This window comes from Bacillus bruguierae (assembly GCF_037104725.1).
Classification (GTDB): domain Bacteria; phylum Bacillota; class Bacilli; order Bacillales; family Bacillaceae_G; genus Bacillus_A; species Bacillus_A bruguierae.
In genome coordinates, this window is record NZ_JBAWSX010000021.1 from 1 (window position 1) to 18,425 (window position 18,425).

Consider the following 18,425-nt stretch of genomic DNA (forward strand, 5'->3'; position numbering starts at 1 on the left):
TTTCAAGCCGGCCATCAAATAGGAGTCGTATTAATTGCAAGTGACTATGACTATACGATTCGTCCAAAAGCAGGGACGAAACTTACAGTAAAATTAAGTGAAGTAACATTACCAATTGTAAAATAGAAAAAAGCCTCCGAATGTGGAGGCTTTTTTCTATGACAGTTTGTCAATCTAAATGCGACAGTTTCTCTTGAAACGCTACGTGAGAGAATGTTAAGTGATGTCATTACTTAAAAAGAATCTCTTTCTTTTATCCTAATTGATGCGCATGGGGTAGTATCACATCATGGTGAAGTATTATCTAAATAAATTATAGAGAGAACAATTAAAGCATCCAGTGAGGTGATTTTTTCTTTTGGAATAGAAAGTTCTTTTGGTCAGTTACATATGATTCAGCGTGGTCCTTCCATACCACTTAAAAAATCCAGTGATAAAAAAAGAGGGAAGAGGCATTTTTTATTGAAGTCTATTTATAATAGCTTTTTAACCTGTTAGGTGGGACCGTAAAGTAGAGTATTAATCTTTTTGAAGAAATTTCTTTCTTATAGTACTTAGCATGCTGTACTAAAAAATTTAATTTTGAAAGGAAAATTAATAAAAATGAAAACGAAAAAAAGAATAGGGAATAAGTTATTACTTGTCAGTGCAATTTGTGCGATAACTATTCCTTCAGTTTCATTTGCGGAGGAAGTAATTTCACCTAAAAATTTCATGAGTTCTTCAAGTTTGTATGAGGGACGGAATACGGATATATTGAAAACAAGTTTATATCAAGATACATATAATAATCTGTTCAATTACCAATTTATATCGACATTAAAGGAAACCACCAAAAATATAAAAAAAATAGACAATACTGACGATGAAAATCCTTTTATATCTACTACTCTTTCATTTATCCGTTATATGCATACTGAAGATTATAAATCTGCATTTAATTTAACTTCTCGATCATTACAGAAAATAATATCCGAAAAATGGCTGAATAGCTATTGGAAAGAGCTTCCTGCTCAATTGCAAGCAGGTTCTTTTATAGAAATTGGAGAGATTACACAAAAAGAGACAAATTCCGTTCATACAAATGTAGAGATTAAATTAGTTTTTGAACAATCTACTGTACCGTTACTAATTAAACTAGATCCATCTGGAAAAATAGATGATTTTCAACTCAGTATGTCGTTTAGTCCTGTTGCAGATCGGCCATCATATAGTAAGCCTGAATCATTTGTTGATAAAGAAGTAGTAGTTGGAAGTGGTGCATTTCCATTACCAGGAACATTATCTGTTCCGAAAGGAAAGGGTCCTTTCCCAGCAGTTATTCTTGTTCATGCATCTGGAGCAGCCGATCAGGATGAAACAGCATATGCTTTAAAACCATTTCGCGATTTAGCTGAAGGTCTTGCCTCGAAAGGAATTGCTGTCCTTCGCTATAATAAACGAACCTATGAACATGGATTGAAAACAGAACTTAGTCCTTTTTATACAGTTGATAAAGAGACAACAGATGATGCTCTTCTTGTGACTCATTTCCTTCAAAATGAACCTATGGTAGATAGGAATCAAATTTATATTCTTGGCCATAGTCAAGGTGGAATGATGATTCCGAATATGATTGAAAAAGACCAAAATCAAAATATTGCTGGGGCAATTGTGATGGGAGGAGCGGCCCGTGCATTCACAGACTCTGTTTTAGACCAATTGGAGTATCGCCTTTCTATTGGAGCAATGAAACCAGAAGAATATAAATTTTACAAATCGCAATTTGAATTATTAAATGACCCTAATTTCTCTAGTCAGAATCCTCCAAAGGATTTTTATTTAGGATCACCAGTATATTGGGATTCTATCCGTAAAATTAAAGCAGCAGAAATGTCAAAGGAACAAAAAACACCGCTTCTTATTCTTCAAGGAGAAAGAGACTATCAAGTTCAATCAAAAATTGAAATTCCTTTTTGGAAAGAACAATTAAAAGAGCGAGATAACGTTGATTTTCGACTATATCCAAAGTTAAATCATTTCTTTACAGAAGGAGATGGGGAGTTAAGTAAACCGGATGAATATTATAGTCCTGCTAATATCCCTGAGTATGTTATAAATGATATTGCTACTTGGGTGCAAGGAAAATCGAAATAAAATTAGCAAACATATTTTTTAATAGCTATTTTCAGTTCTTAAGGTAGAATCATTTTTAATAAGATATATATAATTATATTTATAATGTAAATAACTATAACGAACGGGGTAAAGCTTCTTATTCAAATACTTTAGATTCTCATATCTGGGGGCATCATCCATGCCTATTGATTTAATATTTGAAAGTATATACAAATCCCCCCTAAAAGGGGTACCACCATATCGCTATCAAGCTAACAAAACAAAATACCCCCTAAAATGAAAAAATACGCTATTCTTTCTGTAGAATCATAGGAAAGGATGGCGTGTTTGTATGTCTATTGCTGTACCTGCTGAATTACAACTATTTGCTCAAGAAATTCAAAAATTTTTATCCCAAAATATCTTACGAGCTCTTTCTAGAGATAATGGTTTTGTGCAACGAACCAGTAAGTACTAAGCAAAAGATTTAGTCGCTTTATGTGTATGGATGAGTCAAAATGTCGCAACGACTTCTTTAACGCATTTAATATTGGGCTTAAGATGGGAAAACATATTCAAAATCAACCGATCGTAAAAAATTTAGAAATGTTAACAAAACCAGAAATAGATTATAAAAATATGAAACCTATTTATTCAACTTTCGCTCCCTTATTCTAGATACCAATCAAAGGCATTTTTATAAAGAATTTTTTTTACGGCTTCTTCTTCAAAGTTATTTTTAATCAACTCTATATCTGAATATTGGAACGGTATCTTTGCCCTTGTTGAAGGTAGGTCAGTTCCAAACATTAACGCATCAGGATTAATCGAATAAATTGCTTTCATTGCTTCAGCAGCATCAAAGTCAATCCTTCCAAATCCAGTAGCTTTTACTCGAATCCCTTTCTCTACTAAAGTTAATAAATTAGGGAGACCTTCTTTTGATAAACCTAGATGATCAATTGATACTTTTGGCAGTTTTTCTAATATATTAGTTATCTCTGGTAAGGCATTTGAATTGATATAAAGTTCTGTGTGCCAATTTACTAATTCATATACTCTTCTAGCAAAATTGTCTAAACGTGATATATCCTCTGAACCACCTCGATTTACATTAAAACGAAGTGCCCTAACACCTTTCTCATTTAATTTAATGATTTCATCATCTGATGTATCATAGGGTAGCTGTGTGACACCAACAAAGTTCTTTCCTAATGTTTGTAAGGCATTTACTAAGTAAGTTTGATCAAACTTTTGAAAGGAACCAGAGACAATTGCCCCACCAATTACATTTAAATTGCTGACAGTTTGTAAATAATCTTCAGACCTAAATGGATCTGGCATATATCCTTGATTTTCGTACAATGGAAATTTTGGATCAATAATATGTAAATGTGTGTCAAATATTTTCATAGGTTTACTCCATTCAAACGAATTTATAAATAAAGCATAGCCTACTTTTTGTCAGAAATAAATTCGTTATTAATTATTACAACTTATAAGTATATCTAATTAAAATAGGATAAACATGGAAAAGATATTAAGAAAGAGTTAGAATTTGATGGGTAGTGTTTATGAGTATTAATAATTTTCTTGGTTAAAATTTTAAAAATGAACCGCTCTGTTGGAATATGTAGATTTTAGTTTTTTAAACTCTTGACCTATAAAATAGAAAGTAGAGAAGCGTATAAATATTTTAATGGATTAGGAGGATTTAAATGATAGAGTTTCAAAAATTATCGATTTTCGAATTATTTCCTGCGGTTGATGAAGCGTGTTGTGTCGTTAAATTAAAAGGTTGTATTGCCAAAATACGTTTAGGAGAAAGGAGATTTTATGGGGTTAAAAAAGTGGCTTTTTTCAGATGAATCTTTAGATGAACAAGAAATTATTGAAGTTGAAAGGTTATTTGGATTTAAACTTCCTGATGATTATAAACAATGTATAACGAAAAATAATGGAGGGTTTCCGGAGCCAAATACCTTTGATTGTGATGATGGAAGAATTGAAGCTGTTTTCAATGATTTGATTAGTTTTACCGATAAAGATTTAAATATAAAAATGTTTTCTGAATTTTCAACACAAAAATTATTTCCTTTTGCTAGAGATCCTTTTGGAAATTTACTATGTTTTGACTATAATGACAATGCGGACTCGCCTAAAGTTGTTTTTTATAATTGCGAAGAAACTGGAAGTACATTAATTACCCCAGTATGTCAGTCATTTACAGATTTATTAGATAGATTATATTCTTAAAAATAAAACGAACACTAACAAAAAGAAAAGTGGGCGAAATCAAATTTAACCCTAAAAGCTCTCTTCGTAGTAGATAGATTAAAAAAATAAAACTCTATCTACTATAAAGAGATTATTTTAGGTTGAAAAGAATTTACTGAATTAAATCTTGATTGGTCAAAAATTTTTCAAGAAGGTTGTAAAACATGTTTATCTCAATTTATGTTAGAGTGTAAGATACAAATATTGTTAATAATCAATATTGATATTGATTAAATCGAAGGAAGGTTTAGGTATTGGATGTGGAAGAATATAATTTAGTTAATCGAAATAATTGTATGAAACCTAATTATAAAATAGATGATAAAGAAGTTTCTTTTGACATTTATGTTAGCCCTGATAAAGAAGTGTGTATGATAGGGAGAATGGATAACAATTATATTTGTTGGGCTTCGATTACCCATCTTGATGTAAGTGAATTGAACGTTGCTATTTTCGATTACGTATTGAAACATAGACCTGTTATGATTTCAAATGACTATAACGCATTAGGATTTCGGTATGAAGAAGTAATAAAATGGCATAAATTCCGAATCTTCAAAACGTTTTATAGAGATGGTAGATATCGTTACTACTCTCAAGCCAGTTCTGCCTATTTAGGAAATGACGAAAAATCTCTTTCTAAATATATGTCAGGGGAAATTAATAAGTTTTATTATTCAGAGTTAGTAAAATGTAACTATCGTTTGATAGATAATAATTATATTAAAATATTGGAAGGCTATAAAAATCTTTTAACACAAGGGGAAAATCATGGATATTATTATGAAATGAAACCTATTATTTCTATATTAGAAAATAAAGGTTATCTAAAATTATGTCCAAATGAGGAAATCAGAAATATATATTTGGATTGTATGAAAGAATGTTCTAACTTATATAACCAATATATGTCATCGGTACGATAAATTACTTATAAAATAAGTGCAGCCAAGGTGAATGGTAAATTAGCGTTTAAGGTATATATTAATTAATAGTGGAATGAAAAATAAAGAAATTTGAAAGTTTAAATACAAGTGCAAAAATATCTTTGATTATAAGGCTGAATTTAATGTGTACCTTGGGGAATGTGATATAACTATTTTATTAGGTTCAGTAAACAAAACTAAAACTATAGTTAAAATAAACAGAATTGAGATGGGTTTTAATTCTGAGGAAGAACTTCAATTTATTAAAATTAAAGAGCTAGCAAAAGAAGAATATTCCGAATTGAAAGCTAGTCTGAATTTACAAGCGTGTATAAAAAAATAAATGGTAGGAGGAAAAAACTTTGCAAAAACCATTTCATCATTTAGCAAGGGGAATCTTTATAAAAGATAATAAAATATTACTTGCACAAGCAAGAGGGTATACAAATACTTTTTTACCAGGCGGTCACATTGAATTTGGGGAGAGTGCAAAAGATGCATTGATAAGAGAGATTCAAGAAGAATTAGGAATTAGATGTACAGTAAATAAATTTCTTGGATTAGTTGAACACAAATGGGAGAAAAATGGAGAATTACATTGCGAAATAAATCAAGTATTTGAGGTTAATGGTAATGAATTACCAAATAATTTAAAGTCTAGCGAATCACATCTTAAGTTTTTTTGGTGTGATGGAAAAGATTTGGATGATAGGAATTTACAACCTTATCCATTTAGGAAACTAATTAAAAATTATTTAAACGGAAGAAAAGACGTTTGGTGGGAGAGTTCATTAAATTTAGAAATTGATGATTCAAACAGAAACTAAACTTTTTTATTCTACTAATGGGTTTTAGTTTAATAAAATGAGAGAGGATAGCACATAATAGTCATGTATAATATGTGTTATCCTTTATTTTTCAAAACTTTTTATAATTCAGGTCTTGATAACGTACAATTTTCTTTTTTGATTTGTACTTACATCCCAGAGTGGCCCCTCATACTTTGAATCGTTTTCGTCTCCCTCATATAGTTACATCAGAACCAATTACTCCTGTATATTAAAAATTGCAATACCCGATGAGTGGACTTGATGAACCTATTCTAAGAAAATAATCAGGAATATAACCATAATCTTGATGACCACCATAACCATTATCATCAGCATAGGCCCAAACCTTACTTCCCATGTAATTCTCACTATTTACGTAGCAGTATAGGGAAATGGTATTTCCAGCTGGAATTATTTCTTTTTCACTGCTTATTGTTGGTATAGAATACATATTCAACTCCTTTTTTACTTGATAAAAATCTGCATATGTTACTGTTTGATTAGAAAATAAAATAGATCCAGATATTGCAAGTGAGAAAACGGAAAATAACACTTTTTTAAACATATGTCTCCTCCTATTAATAAATTTGTAATGCCTACAGAAAATCTCCTCATGTCTATAATGATGTTATAGATTGCTTGGTATGCATTAGGGAAGAACTCTTACTAGGTACAATAATAGTTTTTATACTTTAACAGACATGCCCTATAGTCCAAAGTAGACCAAAGAATTCAATTCTATTTTTCACACAAGGATAAACAAAAGGATGATAACCATCATATTTATATCATATTGTATTAACTGTAAACTATTAACATTAAAACCAGAATAATAACAATATCCATATTGAGAAAATTAATACAAAATGAAAACGTTTGTTACTTTGCCCCTGGTTACAGCAACGCTGGTACTGAGCCTATTTGTAACATAGTTCATAACTTAAGGGGAATTTTAAATTAAGAGATCAGTAAGCTGGGTAAAGAAATAATGAAGAATGGAACTATTGTCAACAGAACAGTTGATAGGACTACAGCTTATCAGTTACCTTGATGAAGAAGGTAACATTACTCATTTCCATCCAGTATTTCCAGAATAGTTATTTAGTATAGAAAAAGGTAATTTTTACTCCGCAAGTGCTCCTACAAGTGATGCAGGTGGTGAAGCAACAATGATATCAGAGATCGTAATTAAAAAAGTATATCTTGTACAATGGGCAACAGATTTACGTAAATCAATTGATGGACTAACGGCTATTGTAAAAGGAATTTGGATAATTTTGTCGAATGGATTTATCTATGAAAACAACATTCTCACATTCAAACCAACCCTCAATTCAATCACTTCAAGCTCATTTACAGGTAGATGGATATAGTGGTTATTATCAAGTACTGAATGTCACCCTTGTGGGAAGTTAGGCGCATGCCAGACGTAAACTTGATGAAGCCTTGAAGGCTTTACCGTCTAGATGCAGAATACCGAAAAAAATGCAGCAAACAAATAGTAACTCTAAAATATATGGAAAAAGTTATTTGTTTTGGAATTGTTTTACGTTTACAAAAATACTATACGAGGAGATGTAATACGTGAAAAAGTTAATCGAATTCAAAAACGTAACGAAAGAATACAAAATAGGAGAAGTGTCAATCAAGGCCCTTGATGGTGTTGATTTTTCCATATTTGAGGGGGAATTCGTCGTTATTTTGGGTGCAAGCGGTGCCGGTAAAAGTACGATTTTGAATATACTTGGCGGAATGGATACGGCTACCTCAGGTCAAGTGTTTGTTGGTGATCAAGAAATAACAAGATTCAACGAAAAAAAGTTAACAGAATATCGTGGTGAGAAAGTCGGCTTTGTATTTCAATTCTATAACTTAATTCCAAATTTAAACGCTCTAGAAAATGTTGAATTTGCCACTGAAGTATGTAAAAACCATCTGGATGCTAAAGATATTTTACATAAAGTCGGATTAAAGAATCGTATCAAGAACTTCCCTTCCCAACTCTCTGGGGGAGAACAACAAAGAGTTGCTATAGCTAGAGCTGTTGCAAAAAATCCTTTACTTTTACTTTGTGATGAACCAACCGGAGCTTTGGATTATGTTACAGGTAAGTCTGTATTAAAACTTCTTCAAGACTTGAACAAGGAAACGAAAAAATGTGTCGTTTTGGTCACACATAATTCTGCAATTGCTCCTATGGCTGATAAAATTATTAAGGTTAAAAGCGGAATGATAGAAAGCGTTACGATTAATGATGAAAAACAAAGTGTTGAAGGGATTGAGTGGTAAACATGAAATTATTTTTAAAATTATTAAGGGATATTAAACAATCTATAGGGCAATTTATAACCTTAGTTTTGGTTATCGCAGTAGGCTCTTTTTTCTATGCGGGTCTAGTAACTTATAGCAATAATTTGAGTGCGTATACTAAGGCTTACTTTAAAGAACATAATTTAAGTGACTTAAATGTGTATTACAGTCAACTTTCCAAATATGATGTAGCTAGTTTAAGCGGAATTGAAGGCATAAATAAAATAGAAGGACGTTATACCTTTGATGCCAAGCAAGCCTTTGAAAATTACAAAACTTCCTTAAAAATTCATTCAATCCCTGTAAAGAATGAAATAAATACGCCTACTATGATTGAGGGGAGTATCCCGTCAAAGAAAGATGAAATCTTATTAGATTCTCGTTATGCAAAAGAACATCATTATCGTGTCGGTGATCAAATCAGTATAAGTACGAATGAAAGAAATTTTGAGTTTACAATTAGCGGATTGGGTGAGAATGTTGAATATGCAAAAAAGAACGAAATACAAGATCATAAAACCTATGGAGTAGCTTATATTGCCGAAGAGACAATACCTGAAATTGTAGACGGCTTTTACTATAATGAAATCATTATTGATGCTAAAGAAGGGTACGACATTGACAAATTAGGTAAATCAATTGAAATACAATCCAAACAACTAACTTATTTGGATCAAGTAAGTAAAGAACGGACTTTCAATTATTCTAAAATAAGTCAAACGATATATAATAATGATTTAATGAGTAAAGTTATACCTTTAGTTCTTTTTTTGATTGAAGCCACTATATTATTTCTTACAATGTCGAGAATTATAGATTCTCAAAGAAATCAAGTAGGAATTATGAAAGCTTTAGGTATAAAAAACAGAAATATCATGCTTCATTATATGGGGTATCCTGTGCTGGTAGCCATAATAGGCTCAATTATAGGATGTGTTATTGCTGCTGTCGTATTTGTTCCATTAATAACTGAGTCTAGTGCAAGGGCCTACTCTCTTCCTAACATTAAATACCCACTTTCTCTTTATTCCATCATTCCTCCCATTATTTTCTCTAGTGCTTTCGGACTCCTGTCATGTTATTTAAGTGGTAGAACCATATTAAAAGAACGTGCGGCTCAGGCTATGCGCCCTAAACCGCCAAAGAAGATGAAAAAGCTATTTATAGAAAGAGTTCCGGGTCTATGGAGTCGTATTTCCTACAGCTATAAACTTATTTTGAGAAATATATTTTTAAATAAACAAAAAGCTTTGGCGAGCTCAATTGGTGTTGTTGTAAGCACTGTTTTATTGATAACTGCTTTCGGCACTCAAGCAGCCTTGCTAAAAGTAGCTAACCAAATTGAAGATGTTTATACCTATGATTTAAGAGTCGATTATACGATGGGGACATCTTCTGATACGATAAAACTACCCTCCGGTATTAAAAATAGTTATTTTTTATCCACTTTTCCTGTTGAATTCATAAAAGATGATGAAAAAGAAAATGCCACTTTAGTTATTACTGAAAAAGAAAACAATCTCATCCATTTCTTTGACGAACATAACAATAAGATATCTTTAGAAAATAATGGTGTGCTGGTACCAAAATCTTATGCTGACAAATATCATATTTCAGAAGGGGATATAATCAAAATAAAGTTCACAGCACCAGAGCTTAAAAATAAATCTGTAGATATGAAGGTTTTAAATATATCTACACAGTATTCGAATCCGTCGTTTTATAGCACACCAGCTTATTTAAAGAACTTTGACATAGACTACATCCCAAACTCACTTTTAGTTGAAGCTAATAACTCTACAGATCTTACAAACGTTCGTAACTTCTTTGAACAAGATCATCATGTAAATACAATTGCAGATAAGAATGATCTAAAGAAATCAGCTCAATATATTTTGAAACAAAACAGTTTTGTATTCATATTGTTTATCACTTGTGCCGTCATACTCTCCTTTGGCGCCATATATACGATATCTTCCATAAACATTTATGAAAGGAATCGTGAGCTTGCAACACTTAAAGTATTAGGCTATCAAAAAAATAAAATAAACAGATTAATATTTTTTGAAAACATTATACTAACCACATTTGCGGTAATTGTAGCTCTACCGATAAGTGGCTATGTTTATACAATTGTTGTAAAGGCTCTGTCTAGTACCCATCAACAAATACCAGATAAATTAAATATTTTTATCATGTTAGTTTCTATTATTCTTGCGTTCTTACTTACCATTGTATCTAACTTACTACTTAAGAGAAAAGTTACCAAAATAAATATGATCGAATCATTAAAAAGTATAGAATAAACTCCTTAAGGAAATGGACAAAAATGGGCGGTTTCACCCTAGCGCGAAAATAACCCGCTCCGAAATGATGACCATAATTGTCAAATGGAAAAAGCTTAGTAACATGTTGTAATCAGCTCGTTTCTCTGCTACGGTTTAGCATTGAACAGAAGGAAGAAGCGCAACTGTGAGCGAGAAGGGGTACATGAAAGGATATGCGGATAGAGCGTTCTGTTCGAATCAGCCGCTGACGCGAGTAGAAGCTGTAATTCTATTCAACTGATTGAGAGGCACAGGCCTAATTGCAGGAACGCTGCAGCAAATTCTGTTTACACATCTAGATGGGGTAGCACCACACATCTATCAACTTAAGCCTTTAGGCTATTTTTAAAGTTAGAAGCACGTTACTATTCTCTTATATTAATAAGAGGGAGTGACGTGCTTTTTATGAATACTAACAAAATAACCGAGCATGAAAAACAGCTAAGTATGGCAAATGACATGAGCTTATGAATAGCTGTAAAAGAAACCGTAAGTATCATGTAGATTTTAGCCGGTTACAAGAGGATAATAGGAAATGAAATACAAGGCACCTTAATTGATGAAATTGCAAATAGGGTTGTTGATACGCGAAATCAAGACAAGGTTCCAGCAAGAAGAAAATGAGACCTGAAGGATTAGCTCCAATAGAGAAAAAGGGGTATGGGAATATGTGGTTAAATTATTATTACGATGAAAAATAAATGATGAGCTTAAGGAGCTTAAGGCTTCACTTGCGGTGCGGAAAGGGAATAGTGGTTCAGGTAAGTGAGATCGCGAGGCTAGTAAGATAATTGAAGCAAAAGGGGGAATTTGATTTTTAATGAATGTATTAGCTAATATGAGCAGCATGTATAGGATTGATGCTAGTAGAGCTCCATCTACAGAAGAAGAAATGAAAGCACTTCAAGAATTTTCAACAATAGATATACCTATGGAATATATAGATATAATCCGTGTAGGTTCAGACATAGAAATTAATATAGGTAATGAAATGTATATTCGTATTTGGGGAGCTTCGGGTTGTGTAGAATTGAATGAAGCTTATTTTATTCAAAAGTATATTCCGAACTCTCTTGCAATTGGTGATGATGAAGGTGGTAGAACGTTAATATATTTTAATGGAAAAAATGAGTTTGGATTATATATAGTTGACTTTAATGATTTAGATGTTGACGAGACTGTATTTGTAGCACCATCAATTAATGATTTATTGACTAAGAATGTAGGAGTAGAGAAGATATTACCTTATTAAGGAGATATGTAAGCTATAAAGAATGATGAAAAATCTTAATGTCAAGCAGAAGAGTTGGAATAATTACAGTTCGAAAGCGTAGTCTCATTGAAAAGGGAGACCCTCTTTGGTAAACTACACAGAAGTGTGCCCGTAAGGTGAAATTTCTCTTTGAGGTATTTAAGAGGGTGGAGGGTTTGTTCAATTAGGAAACAGCTTTTATCATCCTTTTTTGGTGTCTTTAACTGCTCGTTCTCATCCCTCCATTGACATGGATTATTTGACCAGTGACATAACTTGAATCATTACTGGCTAAGTACACATATGCTGGGGCAAGTTCATACGGCTGACCGGCTCGCCTCATTGGTGTCCCATATCCAAAACTCATCATTTGTTCAGCTGGAAAACTGGAAGGTATGATTGGTGTCCAAATTGGCCCTGGTGAAACACCATTTACACGAATTCCATCATTAATTAAGTCAAGGGCTAGTGATCGAGTAAATGTAATAATGGCCCCCTTTGATGTAGCGTAATCAAGATTTCCCTGCTGTCCTTCATATGCGGATGCTGACCCCGTATTTATAATCGAACTCCCTTGTTTTAAATAAGGTAAAGCGGCCTTCGTTAAATAAAAAAAAGAAAAAACATTGGACTGAAAAACTCGTAGAAGTTGCTCACCGGTAATTTCCGTTATTCGTTCTTTCGGGAAAGATTCTGCACAGTTATTTACAATAATATCTACTTTACCAAACGCATATAAGGTTTGCTGGACCACTTGATGACTTGTTTTTTCTTGTCCTAAATCTCCAGCAATAACAAGGCAACGTTGTCCTAGTTGCTCAACACGCTGTTTCGTTTCTAATGCATCAATATGCTCATTTAAATATGCAATAACAATATTTGCTCCTTCCTTAGCAAATGCATATGCAACTGCTCTTCCAATCCCACTATCTCCGCCTGAAATAATTGCTACTTTTCCCTGCAATTTGCCTGCTGCTCTATAGGTGCTGCTTTCTGAAATAGGTCTTGGTACCATTAAGTATTCAAACCCTGGATGAAATGGCTGATGTTGAGGAGGGAACTGAACAGGTATCTTTTCTGTTCTTATTACGTATTGTTGTTGTTTCATTTTTCTTCTCCTCTCAAGGTCTTCTTTGTTAACTTATGCCTAGAAAGGGAGTTTAGTTCATCCCTCTTAATTTAATCATTTAGTAATGCGTACAGCCTAATACCTGTTAAAAGTGAAGGATAAATGTACAACATCGTTATTATACTAATTTGTCTTTTAGTTTAAGTACAATTTTTCACAAACTATCTATACTAATGTTAATATCCAATAATGAAACAATTAGATTAACGCTATAACTTTTTATATACCTCTGCGTATGTTATTTTCAATTGCTTCCGTAACTGTTTGTTTTTTTTCTTCCAGTTTTTTGTATTATTGATATTATCAAATTCCATTTTATTCAATTTATTAGAGCTACTTCGAGTAAAAGAAATAATAGGGAAGCAAAAAATAAAAACTTTAAAATAAATGAACATAGTGTAACCATAATAAAGAAACTTGGCACCACTTTTGCTAGTTAGGTCAAGTTTGCCATTAGAGATGGTAAATATATTGAGTAAGTGGAGGGAATTATGAATTTAAAACAATTTAATGCTTTAAATGAGAATAAGAAAGTAATATTTTTTCTAGGTTTATCAGAAAAAGTTATTCCAATTTTTTCTCAAAATGAAGACAAAGTTATCAGTAGAAATAGTATTAATATTTGTTGGGAGTGGTTAGTGAATAAACACAGTATTGGAGAAGAATTATATGATGTTTTAGATGATGAAGAAAAAGGAATAACAATTATCCAAGAAATGTCTGGAAATGATAGAGATATAGAAGCGTGGAATTGTATTATTGATGCAGTTGCTTATACTTGCCGTAAAGCTTTTGAAAATCAGAATGTTAAATACTTTCCAGAGCCAATAGAGTTAGTTGATGATAATTTAGTAATTCACTTTCTTAATTGCTTTAAGCAATGTGTTTTAGACGCAGTTAATGAGATTGAACGAGTAGAGAAATTATTACGGAGTGATAACATTATTAGTGTTAATGATTTTAAATGCATAAATAAAGAAGTTTAGAAGTAGTTTATCCCGCATTAACGGGAGATAAAAAAACTCTCCACTGATGGAAGTTTCACTTTATAAATTGGTATTAAGTAAAAAGAAGGTAGAATATGTTTCAAATTCGATATGAAATTTCAAGGAATATCTTGGATATAATTGATGATTTAAAGGGAGACGCAACTATTATAGGTGGGGATAAATCTTCTAGCAAGGACTGTTGCGAATCCTCTTAACACAATTGTTTTATCTATATGCGTAATAGATAGCAACAGTTCTTGGGTTTACGGATTAACAAACACAAATGATCAACTAATTCCAACATAGATGGTACTAAGTTGTTATAATTAATCTTCTAATGTATAAGCAAATTCCTTTTTAAAATTTTAGTACTGAATAGTTATCAACGGTAAGTAGAATGAAGTAAGCATTAAGAGAGTAAGACAATGAGTCAGTGGATGACCCGCCCCCCTGAAAGGTATTTTTGTTGTTTATATAATTTTTATTGGTAATCAGTAAATAGTCTAATCATTTTCCATACAATATGAATATTTTAGTAGTGGAAAAGACAATTAAGAGGTCTCGCCACACATCTATCAACTTAAGAAATTAATTGTTTCTTAAAACGAAAAAATGAGCAGAATTCTCATGAATAGCTGTAAAAAGGTGAAATTTAGTTATAGGGAATGTATCAAAATATTAGCTTGATGGGTATACGGCAGGACCCTATTTTTTCTTGAAACAGAACAAATTTATATAATGAGGAAATCTCCACCATACTATATATATCTAAGTATGGTGGAGATTTGGTTTTAAAGCGTTTTTGATAAATTCATATTAAGTTATTTTACTTGCTAAGCTCTCTTTGAGCTCCCCTATAGCTTCCGATGATATTTTGATAACTAGGAAGATATTTAGCAAGTAAGGCTCCAAAGCCTTCAACGTCATTTCGCCAGTCACGCTGTAATTCTGCTGCAACGCTAAACCAATTCATTAATTGGACCCCTCCATGAGCCATACGCATAAGGGCAGCATCTGCAACTTGTTTACTAAAAGTTCCTGATGCATCGGTTACAACGAACACCTCATACCCCGCGTTTACAGCAGATAGTGCTGGGAACGCAACACAAACATCAGTAACAACTCCTGCAATAATTAGTTGTTTTTTACCTGTTGCTTCAATGGCTTTAACAAATTCTTCATTATCCCATGCGTTAATTTGTCCAGGCCGAGCTATTTTTGGCGCACCAGGAAGGAGCTCAACCAATTCTTGCATTAGTGGGCCATTAGGTCCGTCTTCAAAGCTTGTTGTTAAAATAACTGGTAAATCAAAAAACTTAGCGGTATTAGCAAGAGCCAAAACATTGTTCTTGAATTCATCAACACCATAGTCACGCACTAGGCCGGAAATAAGACCAGTTTGATAATCCACTAGAAGAACGGCGGCATCATTTTTGGAAAGACGAGAATAGAGATCAGACATTTTATAATCCTCCTTTAATTCATGTAATAGAAGAAAGTTCATATAGCGGGAGATTTACGTTAAACTTCTTTGTTTGTTACAATTCGTTTATGATTAAATGGATTGTTGACATTGGTTTATCTATAAAGTGTCAACAGTATTTTTAACAATGAAAAATCATCATAAAAAAATACTTAATGCGGTATTCTTTAGTTAATCTAGAACAGGAGTGTGGTCGATCCAATGAATAAATTGTTGTAAATAACGCTGAAGATATTGTTTTGTTTTTTCGTCAGTAAGCACTTTCTGATCGGAGTCAATCTTTTCATGTACTTGCGAAATCAGTACTTTTTGAAATGGGAGGACATGAGCTTGCATGGCTTCTAGTATTTGTCTGATTTGCATTTGAGCAAAGACAGTCCCTAATCCCCCAGGAGTTGCTCCGATTAAGCCAACCGGTTTTCCACTAAGAACGGAGGACTCCCGAGGTCTTGATGCCCAGTCCAGTGCATTTTTTAGTGCGCCTGGAATTCCAGAATTGTACTCTGGACTTACGATAATGATACCGTCAACGCCCTGAATAGCGGATTTAAATGATGTTATTGTTTTTAGAGCACCGCCAATTTCTAAATCTTCGTTAAACAAGGGAAGATCGTTTATTTCGATCCAGCGAAATTGAGCAGTATTACTCATATCTATCAATGATTGGGCAATGATTCGATTATAAGAATTTTCTCGTAAACTTCCACAAATAAGGCCAATGGTTTTGGGCATACAGATTTCCTCCTTGTTTGCACTCACCTTTCAAGATACTATGTCCTATTTCATCACTCCTATAATAGAATACGTACAAGTCCATTGTACAATTATTTTCCTTTTATTAGTAAGTGATGAATTTATTTCTCAACAAAGATAATTAGTTTCTCCTTTTTTGCGGGAGCAACCTTCAACCTTGCAAAATATACAGTTGGGTATTTTTCACCCTCAACTACAGATAAAGTGCATACGACCTTTTTTTGAAGAAGTGACCTGTCCATTTTCTGAGCTTTTCGCTTGGCAAGCTGTACCAAATGTATGTGTACATTGCCACAATTTTTAACAAAAAATGTGGCAAACTGTTGGTGGATTTTACCTTATACCTTTTATATATTTAAACGTATAAGGAGATGAAAAACATGATTGGTATGAATATTCGTATTTTGCGTAAAAAGAATAAAATGAGTCAGGAACAATTGGCTGAGAAGGTAAATGTATCGCGACAGACCGTAGCAAAGTGGGAAAACGAGGAAGCCTTGCCCGATATTTTTAAATGCAAGATACTCTCTGATATTTTTCAAGTAACCTTAGATCAATTATCCCGTGATATGAGTGAAAAAGAGGCAAATCAGCTCGGTCCCAAGGGGAAGCAGTTCTTTGGTGTTGTGAAGGTAGGAGATCGGGGGCAAATTGTGATTCCAAAAGAAGCACGCAAAATGTATCAGATTCAAGCTGGTGATAAGCTGGTTGTTTTGGGAGAAGATGCGACAAAAGGAATTGCTTTCTTAAAAAGTGAGAATTTCATAGAATTTGTAGAGATGATCCGAAAAGCTGAACCGATGGAAGATGAGGCAGAATGAGCAAAATCATATTTTTTTCGATGCCCGCACATGGTCATACCAATCCGACCATTCCGGTGGTAACTGAGTTAGTAAATAGAGGTCATCAAGTTTGGTATTATTCCTTTCTAGAATTTCAAGAGAAAATAGAAGGCGCTGGTGCTACATTTATTGCTTGTGATGAATTCTTGCCCCAACTGTCACAAAAAGAATTGGATCGTAAGAGTGGCAAAGATTTTGCGGCATTGATTGAAATGGTTGCTGATACGACCATTTCTTTGGACGAAAAGGTATGTAAGGAATTAAAGGAAATTCAGCCGGATTGCATTGTATTCGATTCTTTATGCTTTTGGGGAAAATTATTTGCCAAGAAACTAGGAATCCCATATATTTGTTCGACTACTTCCTTTGCTTTTAATCAGTATACGGCAAAACTGTTGAAGCGGAGTTTCACGGAACTATGGAGAATGATCGTGGGCTTGCCACGAATAAACAAAAAAATTCAGTTGTTAAGGGAACATGGATATGAAATAGAGAATTTTGTATCGATGGTTCAAAATGATAATGAAACAGACACCATTGTTTACACTTCGAAAGAATTCCAGCCGATGGCGCATACCTTTTCTGAGCGTTATGCTTTTGTCGGACCATCCATCAGGCATTCTTTGCCGGTACAGAATAATAAAAAAGATAGAAAAGTAATCTACATTTCCCTTGGAACTATACTTAATCAAAACCAGGATTTTTACCAAAAACTTATCCAAGCATTTGCAAATACGGACTATAATGTTGTAATGTCAGTTGGTGAAAAAACTGAAATTTCTTCTCTTGGCAACATACCAGGAAATTTCACAGTGAAAAACTTCGTGGATCAGATATCGGTACTACAGACAGCAGATGTATTTATTACCCATTGCGGCATGAATAGTGCGAGTGAAAGCCTGTATTTTGGAGTTCCAATGGTTTTATTTCCGCAACATAGCGAACAAAAATTAGTGGCTGATCGGGTTTCCAAACTGGGTGCAGGATTAAAACTGAAAGGGAAGAAGCCAAAACATTTGGCAACAGCGGTAGCTGAGGTGTTGGCGAATCGGACATATCAGGAAAATGCGCAGAAGCTGTCAGAAATCTTTCGGAATGCTGGTGGTGCAGTAGAAGCATCTAATGTGATTGTGACTAAAATTGGGGAGAAATCTTAATGGCCTGATAATTCTTTATGAAAACAGACTATCGTATTGGAATAAAACAACAA

19 protein-coding genes and 1 pseudogene are annotated in these 18,425 nt (G+C 33.2%); 15 read left to right on the plus strand and 5 right to left on the minus strand.

Features of this window, described 5'->3' with window-relative positions; all coding sequences use genetic code 11:
• From WAZ07_RS23055 to WAZ07_RS23065, 3 genes and pseudogenes are all read left to right on the plus strand, one after another.
• The coding region (locus tag WAZ07_RS23055) for a CocE/NonD family hydrolase C-terminal non-catalytic domain-containing protein (RefSeq protein WP_336472815.1) at positions 1-126 on the plus strand (126 nt) is incomplete at its 5' end.
• A 477-nt stretch (positions 127-603) separates the two neighbouring features.
• Positions 604-2,136 carry an alpha/beta hydrolase gene (locus WAZ07_RS23060; RefSeq protein WP_336474323.1) on the plus strand — a complete coding sequence of 511 codons (1,533 nt, stop codon included), beginning with the start codon at positions 604-606 and terminating at the stop codon, positions 2,134-2,136.
• 313 nt (positions 2,137-2,449) lie between these two features.
• Positions 2,450-2,644: pseudogene (locus tag WAZ07_RS23065) on the plus strand (IS4 family transposase); the annotation flags it as partial.
• Between the two features lie 122 nt (positions 2,645-2,766).
• On the opposite strand, the gene WAZ07_RS23070 reads toward WAZ07_RS23065, so the two are convergent.
• Positions 2,767-3,510: an amidohydrolase family protein gene (locus tag WAZ07_RS23070; RefSeq protein ID WP_336474324.1), complete on the minus strand. Its 744-nt coding sequence runs from the start codon at positions 3,508-3,510 to the stop codon at positions 2,767-2,769.
• Between the two features lie 305 nt (positions 3,511-3,815).
• Here WAZ07_RS23070 and WAZ07_RS23075 point away from each other — a divergent pair, with 305 nt between their 5' ends.
• The 5 genes from WAZ07_RS23075 to WAZ07_RS23095 all read left to right on the plus strand — a co-directional run bounded on the left by WAZ07_RS23075 (position 3,816) and on the right by WAZ07_RS23095 (position 6,127).
• Positions 3,816-3,965, plus strand: coding sequence for a hypothetical protein (locus WAZ07_RS23075; RefSeq protein WP_336474325.1), 150 nt, complete (start codon positions 3,816-3,818; stop codon positions 3,963-3,965).
• On the plus strand, positions 3,934-4,353 hold the full coding sequence (locus tag WAZ07_RS23080) for an SMI1/KNR4 family protein (RefSeq protein ID WP_336474326.1): 420 nt from the start codon (positions 3,934-3,936) through the stop codon (positions 4,351-4,353). Before WAZ07_RS23075 ends, WAZ07_RS23080 begins: the two co-directional genes overlap by 32 nt.
• Before the next feature lie 275 nt (positions 4,354-4,628).
• Entirely contained in the window at positions 4,629-5,300 is a 672-nt protein-coding gene (locus tag WAZ07_RS23085) for a hypothetical protein (RefSeq protein ID WP_336474327.1), read from the plus strand.
• A gap of 145 nt (positions 5,301-5,445) precedes the next feature.
• Complete coding sequence (locus WAZ07_RS23090; protein ID WP_336474328.1) at positions 5,446-5,643, plus strand: hypothetical protein; 198 nt, start codon at positions 5,446-5,448, stop codon at positions 5,641-5,643.
• A gap of 19 nt (positions 5,644-5,662) precedes the next feature.
• Positions 5,663-6,127: an NUDIX domain-containing protein gene (locus WAZ07_RS23095; RefSeq protein ID WP_336474329.1), complete on the plus strand. Its 465-nt coding sequence runs from the start codon at positions 5,663-5,665 to the stop codon at positions 6,125-6,127.
• A gap of 232 nt (positions 6,128-6,359) precedes the next feature.
• On the opposite strand, the gene WAZ07_RS23100 is transcribed toward WAZ07_RS23095, so the two are convergent.
• Positions 6,360-6,695 (minus strand): hypothetical protein, encoded by a 336-nt coding sequence (locus WAZ07_RS23100; protein WP_336474330.1) that lies wholly within the window; start codon positions 6,693-6,695, stop codon positions 6,360-6,362.
• Between the two features lie 604 nt (positions 6,696-7,299).
• Here WAZ07_RS23100 and WAZ07_RS23105 point away from each other — a divergent pair.
• From WAZ07_RS23105 to WAZ07_RS23120, 4 genes are all read left to right on the plus strand, one after another.
• On the plus strand, positions 7,300-7,503 hold the full coding sequence (locus WAZ07_RS23105; RefSeq protein WP_336474331.1) for a hypothetical protein: 204 nt from the start codon (positions 7,300-7,302) through the stop codon (positions 7,501-7,503).
• A gap of 211 nt (positions 7,504-7,714) precedes the next feature.
• The gene (locus WAZ07_RS23110; RefSeq protein ID WP_336474332.1) at positions 7,715-8,419 is read left to right on the plus strand and encodes an ABC transporter ATP-binding protein; all 705 of its coding nucleotides are present in this window, start codon (positions 7,715-7,717) and stop codon (positions 8,417-8,419) included.
• A gap of 2 nt (positions 8,420-8,421) precedes the next feature.
• Positions 8,422-10,746, plus strand: coding sequence for an ABC transporter permease (locus WAZ07_RS23115; protein WP_336474333.1), 2,325 nt, complete (start codon positions 8,422-8,424; stop codon positions 10,744-10,746).
• Positions 10,747-11,587: 841 nt separating this feature from the next.
• Entirely contained in the window at positions 11,588-12,019 is a 432-nt protein-coding gene (locus WAZ07_RS23120; protein WP_336474334.1) for an SMI1/KNR4 family protein, read from the plus strand.
• 220 nt (positions 12,020-12,239) lie between these two features.
• On the opposite strand, the gene WAZ07_RS23125 is transcribed toward WAZ07_RS23120, so the two are convergent.
• Positions 12,240-13,127: an SDR family oxidoreductase gene (locus WAZ07_RS23125; RefSeq protein ID WP_336474335.1), complete on the minus strand. Its 888-nt coding sequence runs from the start codon at positions 13,125-13,127 to the stop codon at positions 12,240-12,242.
• Between the two features lie 512 nt (positions 13,128-13,639).
• Between WAZ07_RS23125 and WAZ07_RS23130 the strand changes: the two genes are divergently transcribed.
• Positions 13,640-14,134 (plus strand): Imm6 family immunity protein, encoded by a 495-nt coding sequence (locus WAZ07_RS23130; protein WP_336474336.1) that lies wholly within the window; start codon positions 13,640-13,642, stop codon positions 14,132-14,134.
• Between the two features lie 829 nt (positions 14,135-14,963).
• On the opposite strand, the gene ycaC is transcribed toward WAZ07_RS23130, so the two are convergent.
• Together ycaC and WAZ07_RS23140 are read right to left on the minus strand one after the other, a co-directional pair.
• A complete protein-coding gene (ycaC, locus tag WAZ07_RS23135) occupies positions 14,964-15,599 on the minus strand; it encodes an isochorismate family cysteine hydrolase YcaC (RefSeq protein WP_336474337.1) in 636 nt (211 codons plus the stop codon).
• Positions 15,600-15,791: 192 nt separating this feature from the next.
• Complete coding sequence (locus WAZ07_RS23140; RefSeq protein WP_336474338.1) at positions 15,792-16,352, minus strand: NADPH-dependent FMN reductase; 561 nt, start codon at positions 16,350-16,352, stop codon at positions 15,792-15,794.
• 401 nt (positions 16,353-16,753) lie between these two features.
• On the opposite strand from WAZ07_RS23140, the gene WAZ07_RS23150 reads away from it, so the two are divergent.
• Both WAZ07_RS23150 and WAZ07_RS23155 read left to right on the plus strand, forming a co-directional pair.
• Positions 16,754-17,194, plus strand: a complete 441-nt coding sequence (locus tag WAZ07_RS23150) for a helix-turn-helix transcriptional regulator (RefSeq protein WP_336474339.1) — start codon at positions 16,754-16,756, stop codon at positions 17,192-17,194.
• Positions 17,191-18,372, plus strand: a complete 1,182-nt coding sequence (locus tag WAZ07_RS23155) for a macrolide family glycosyltransferase (protein ID WP_336474340.1) — start codon at positions 17,191-17,193, stop codon at positions 18,370-18,372. Before WAZ07_RS23150 ends, WAZ07_RS23155 begins: the two co-directional genes overlap by 4 nt.
• The last annotated feature ends 53 nt before the right edge of the window (positions 18,373-18,425 follow it).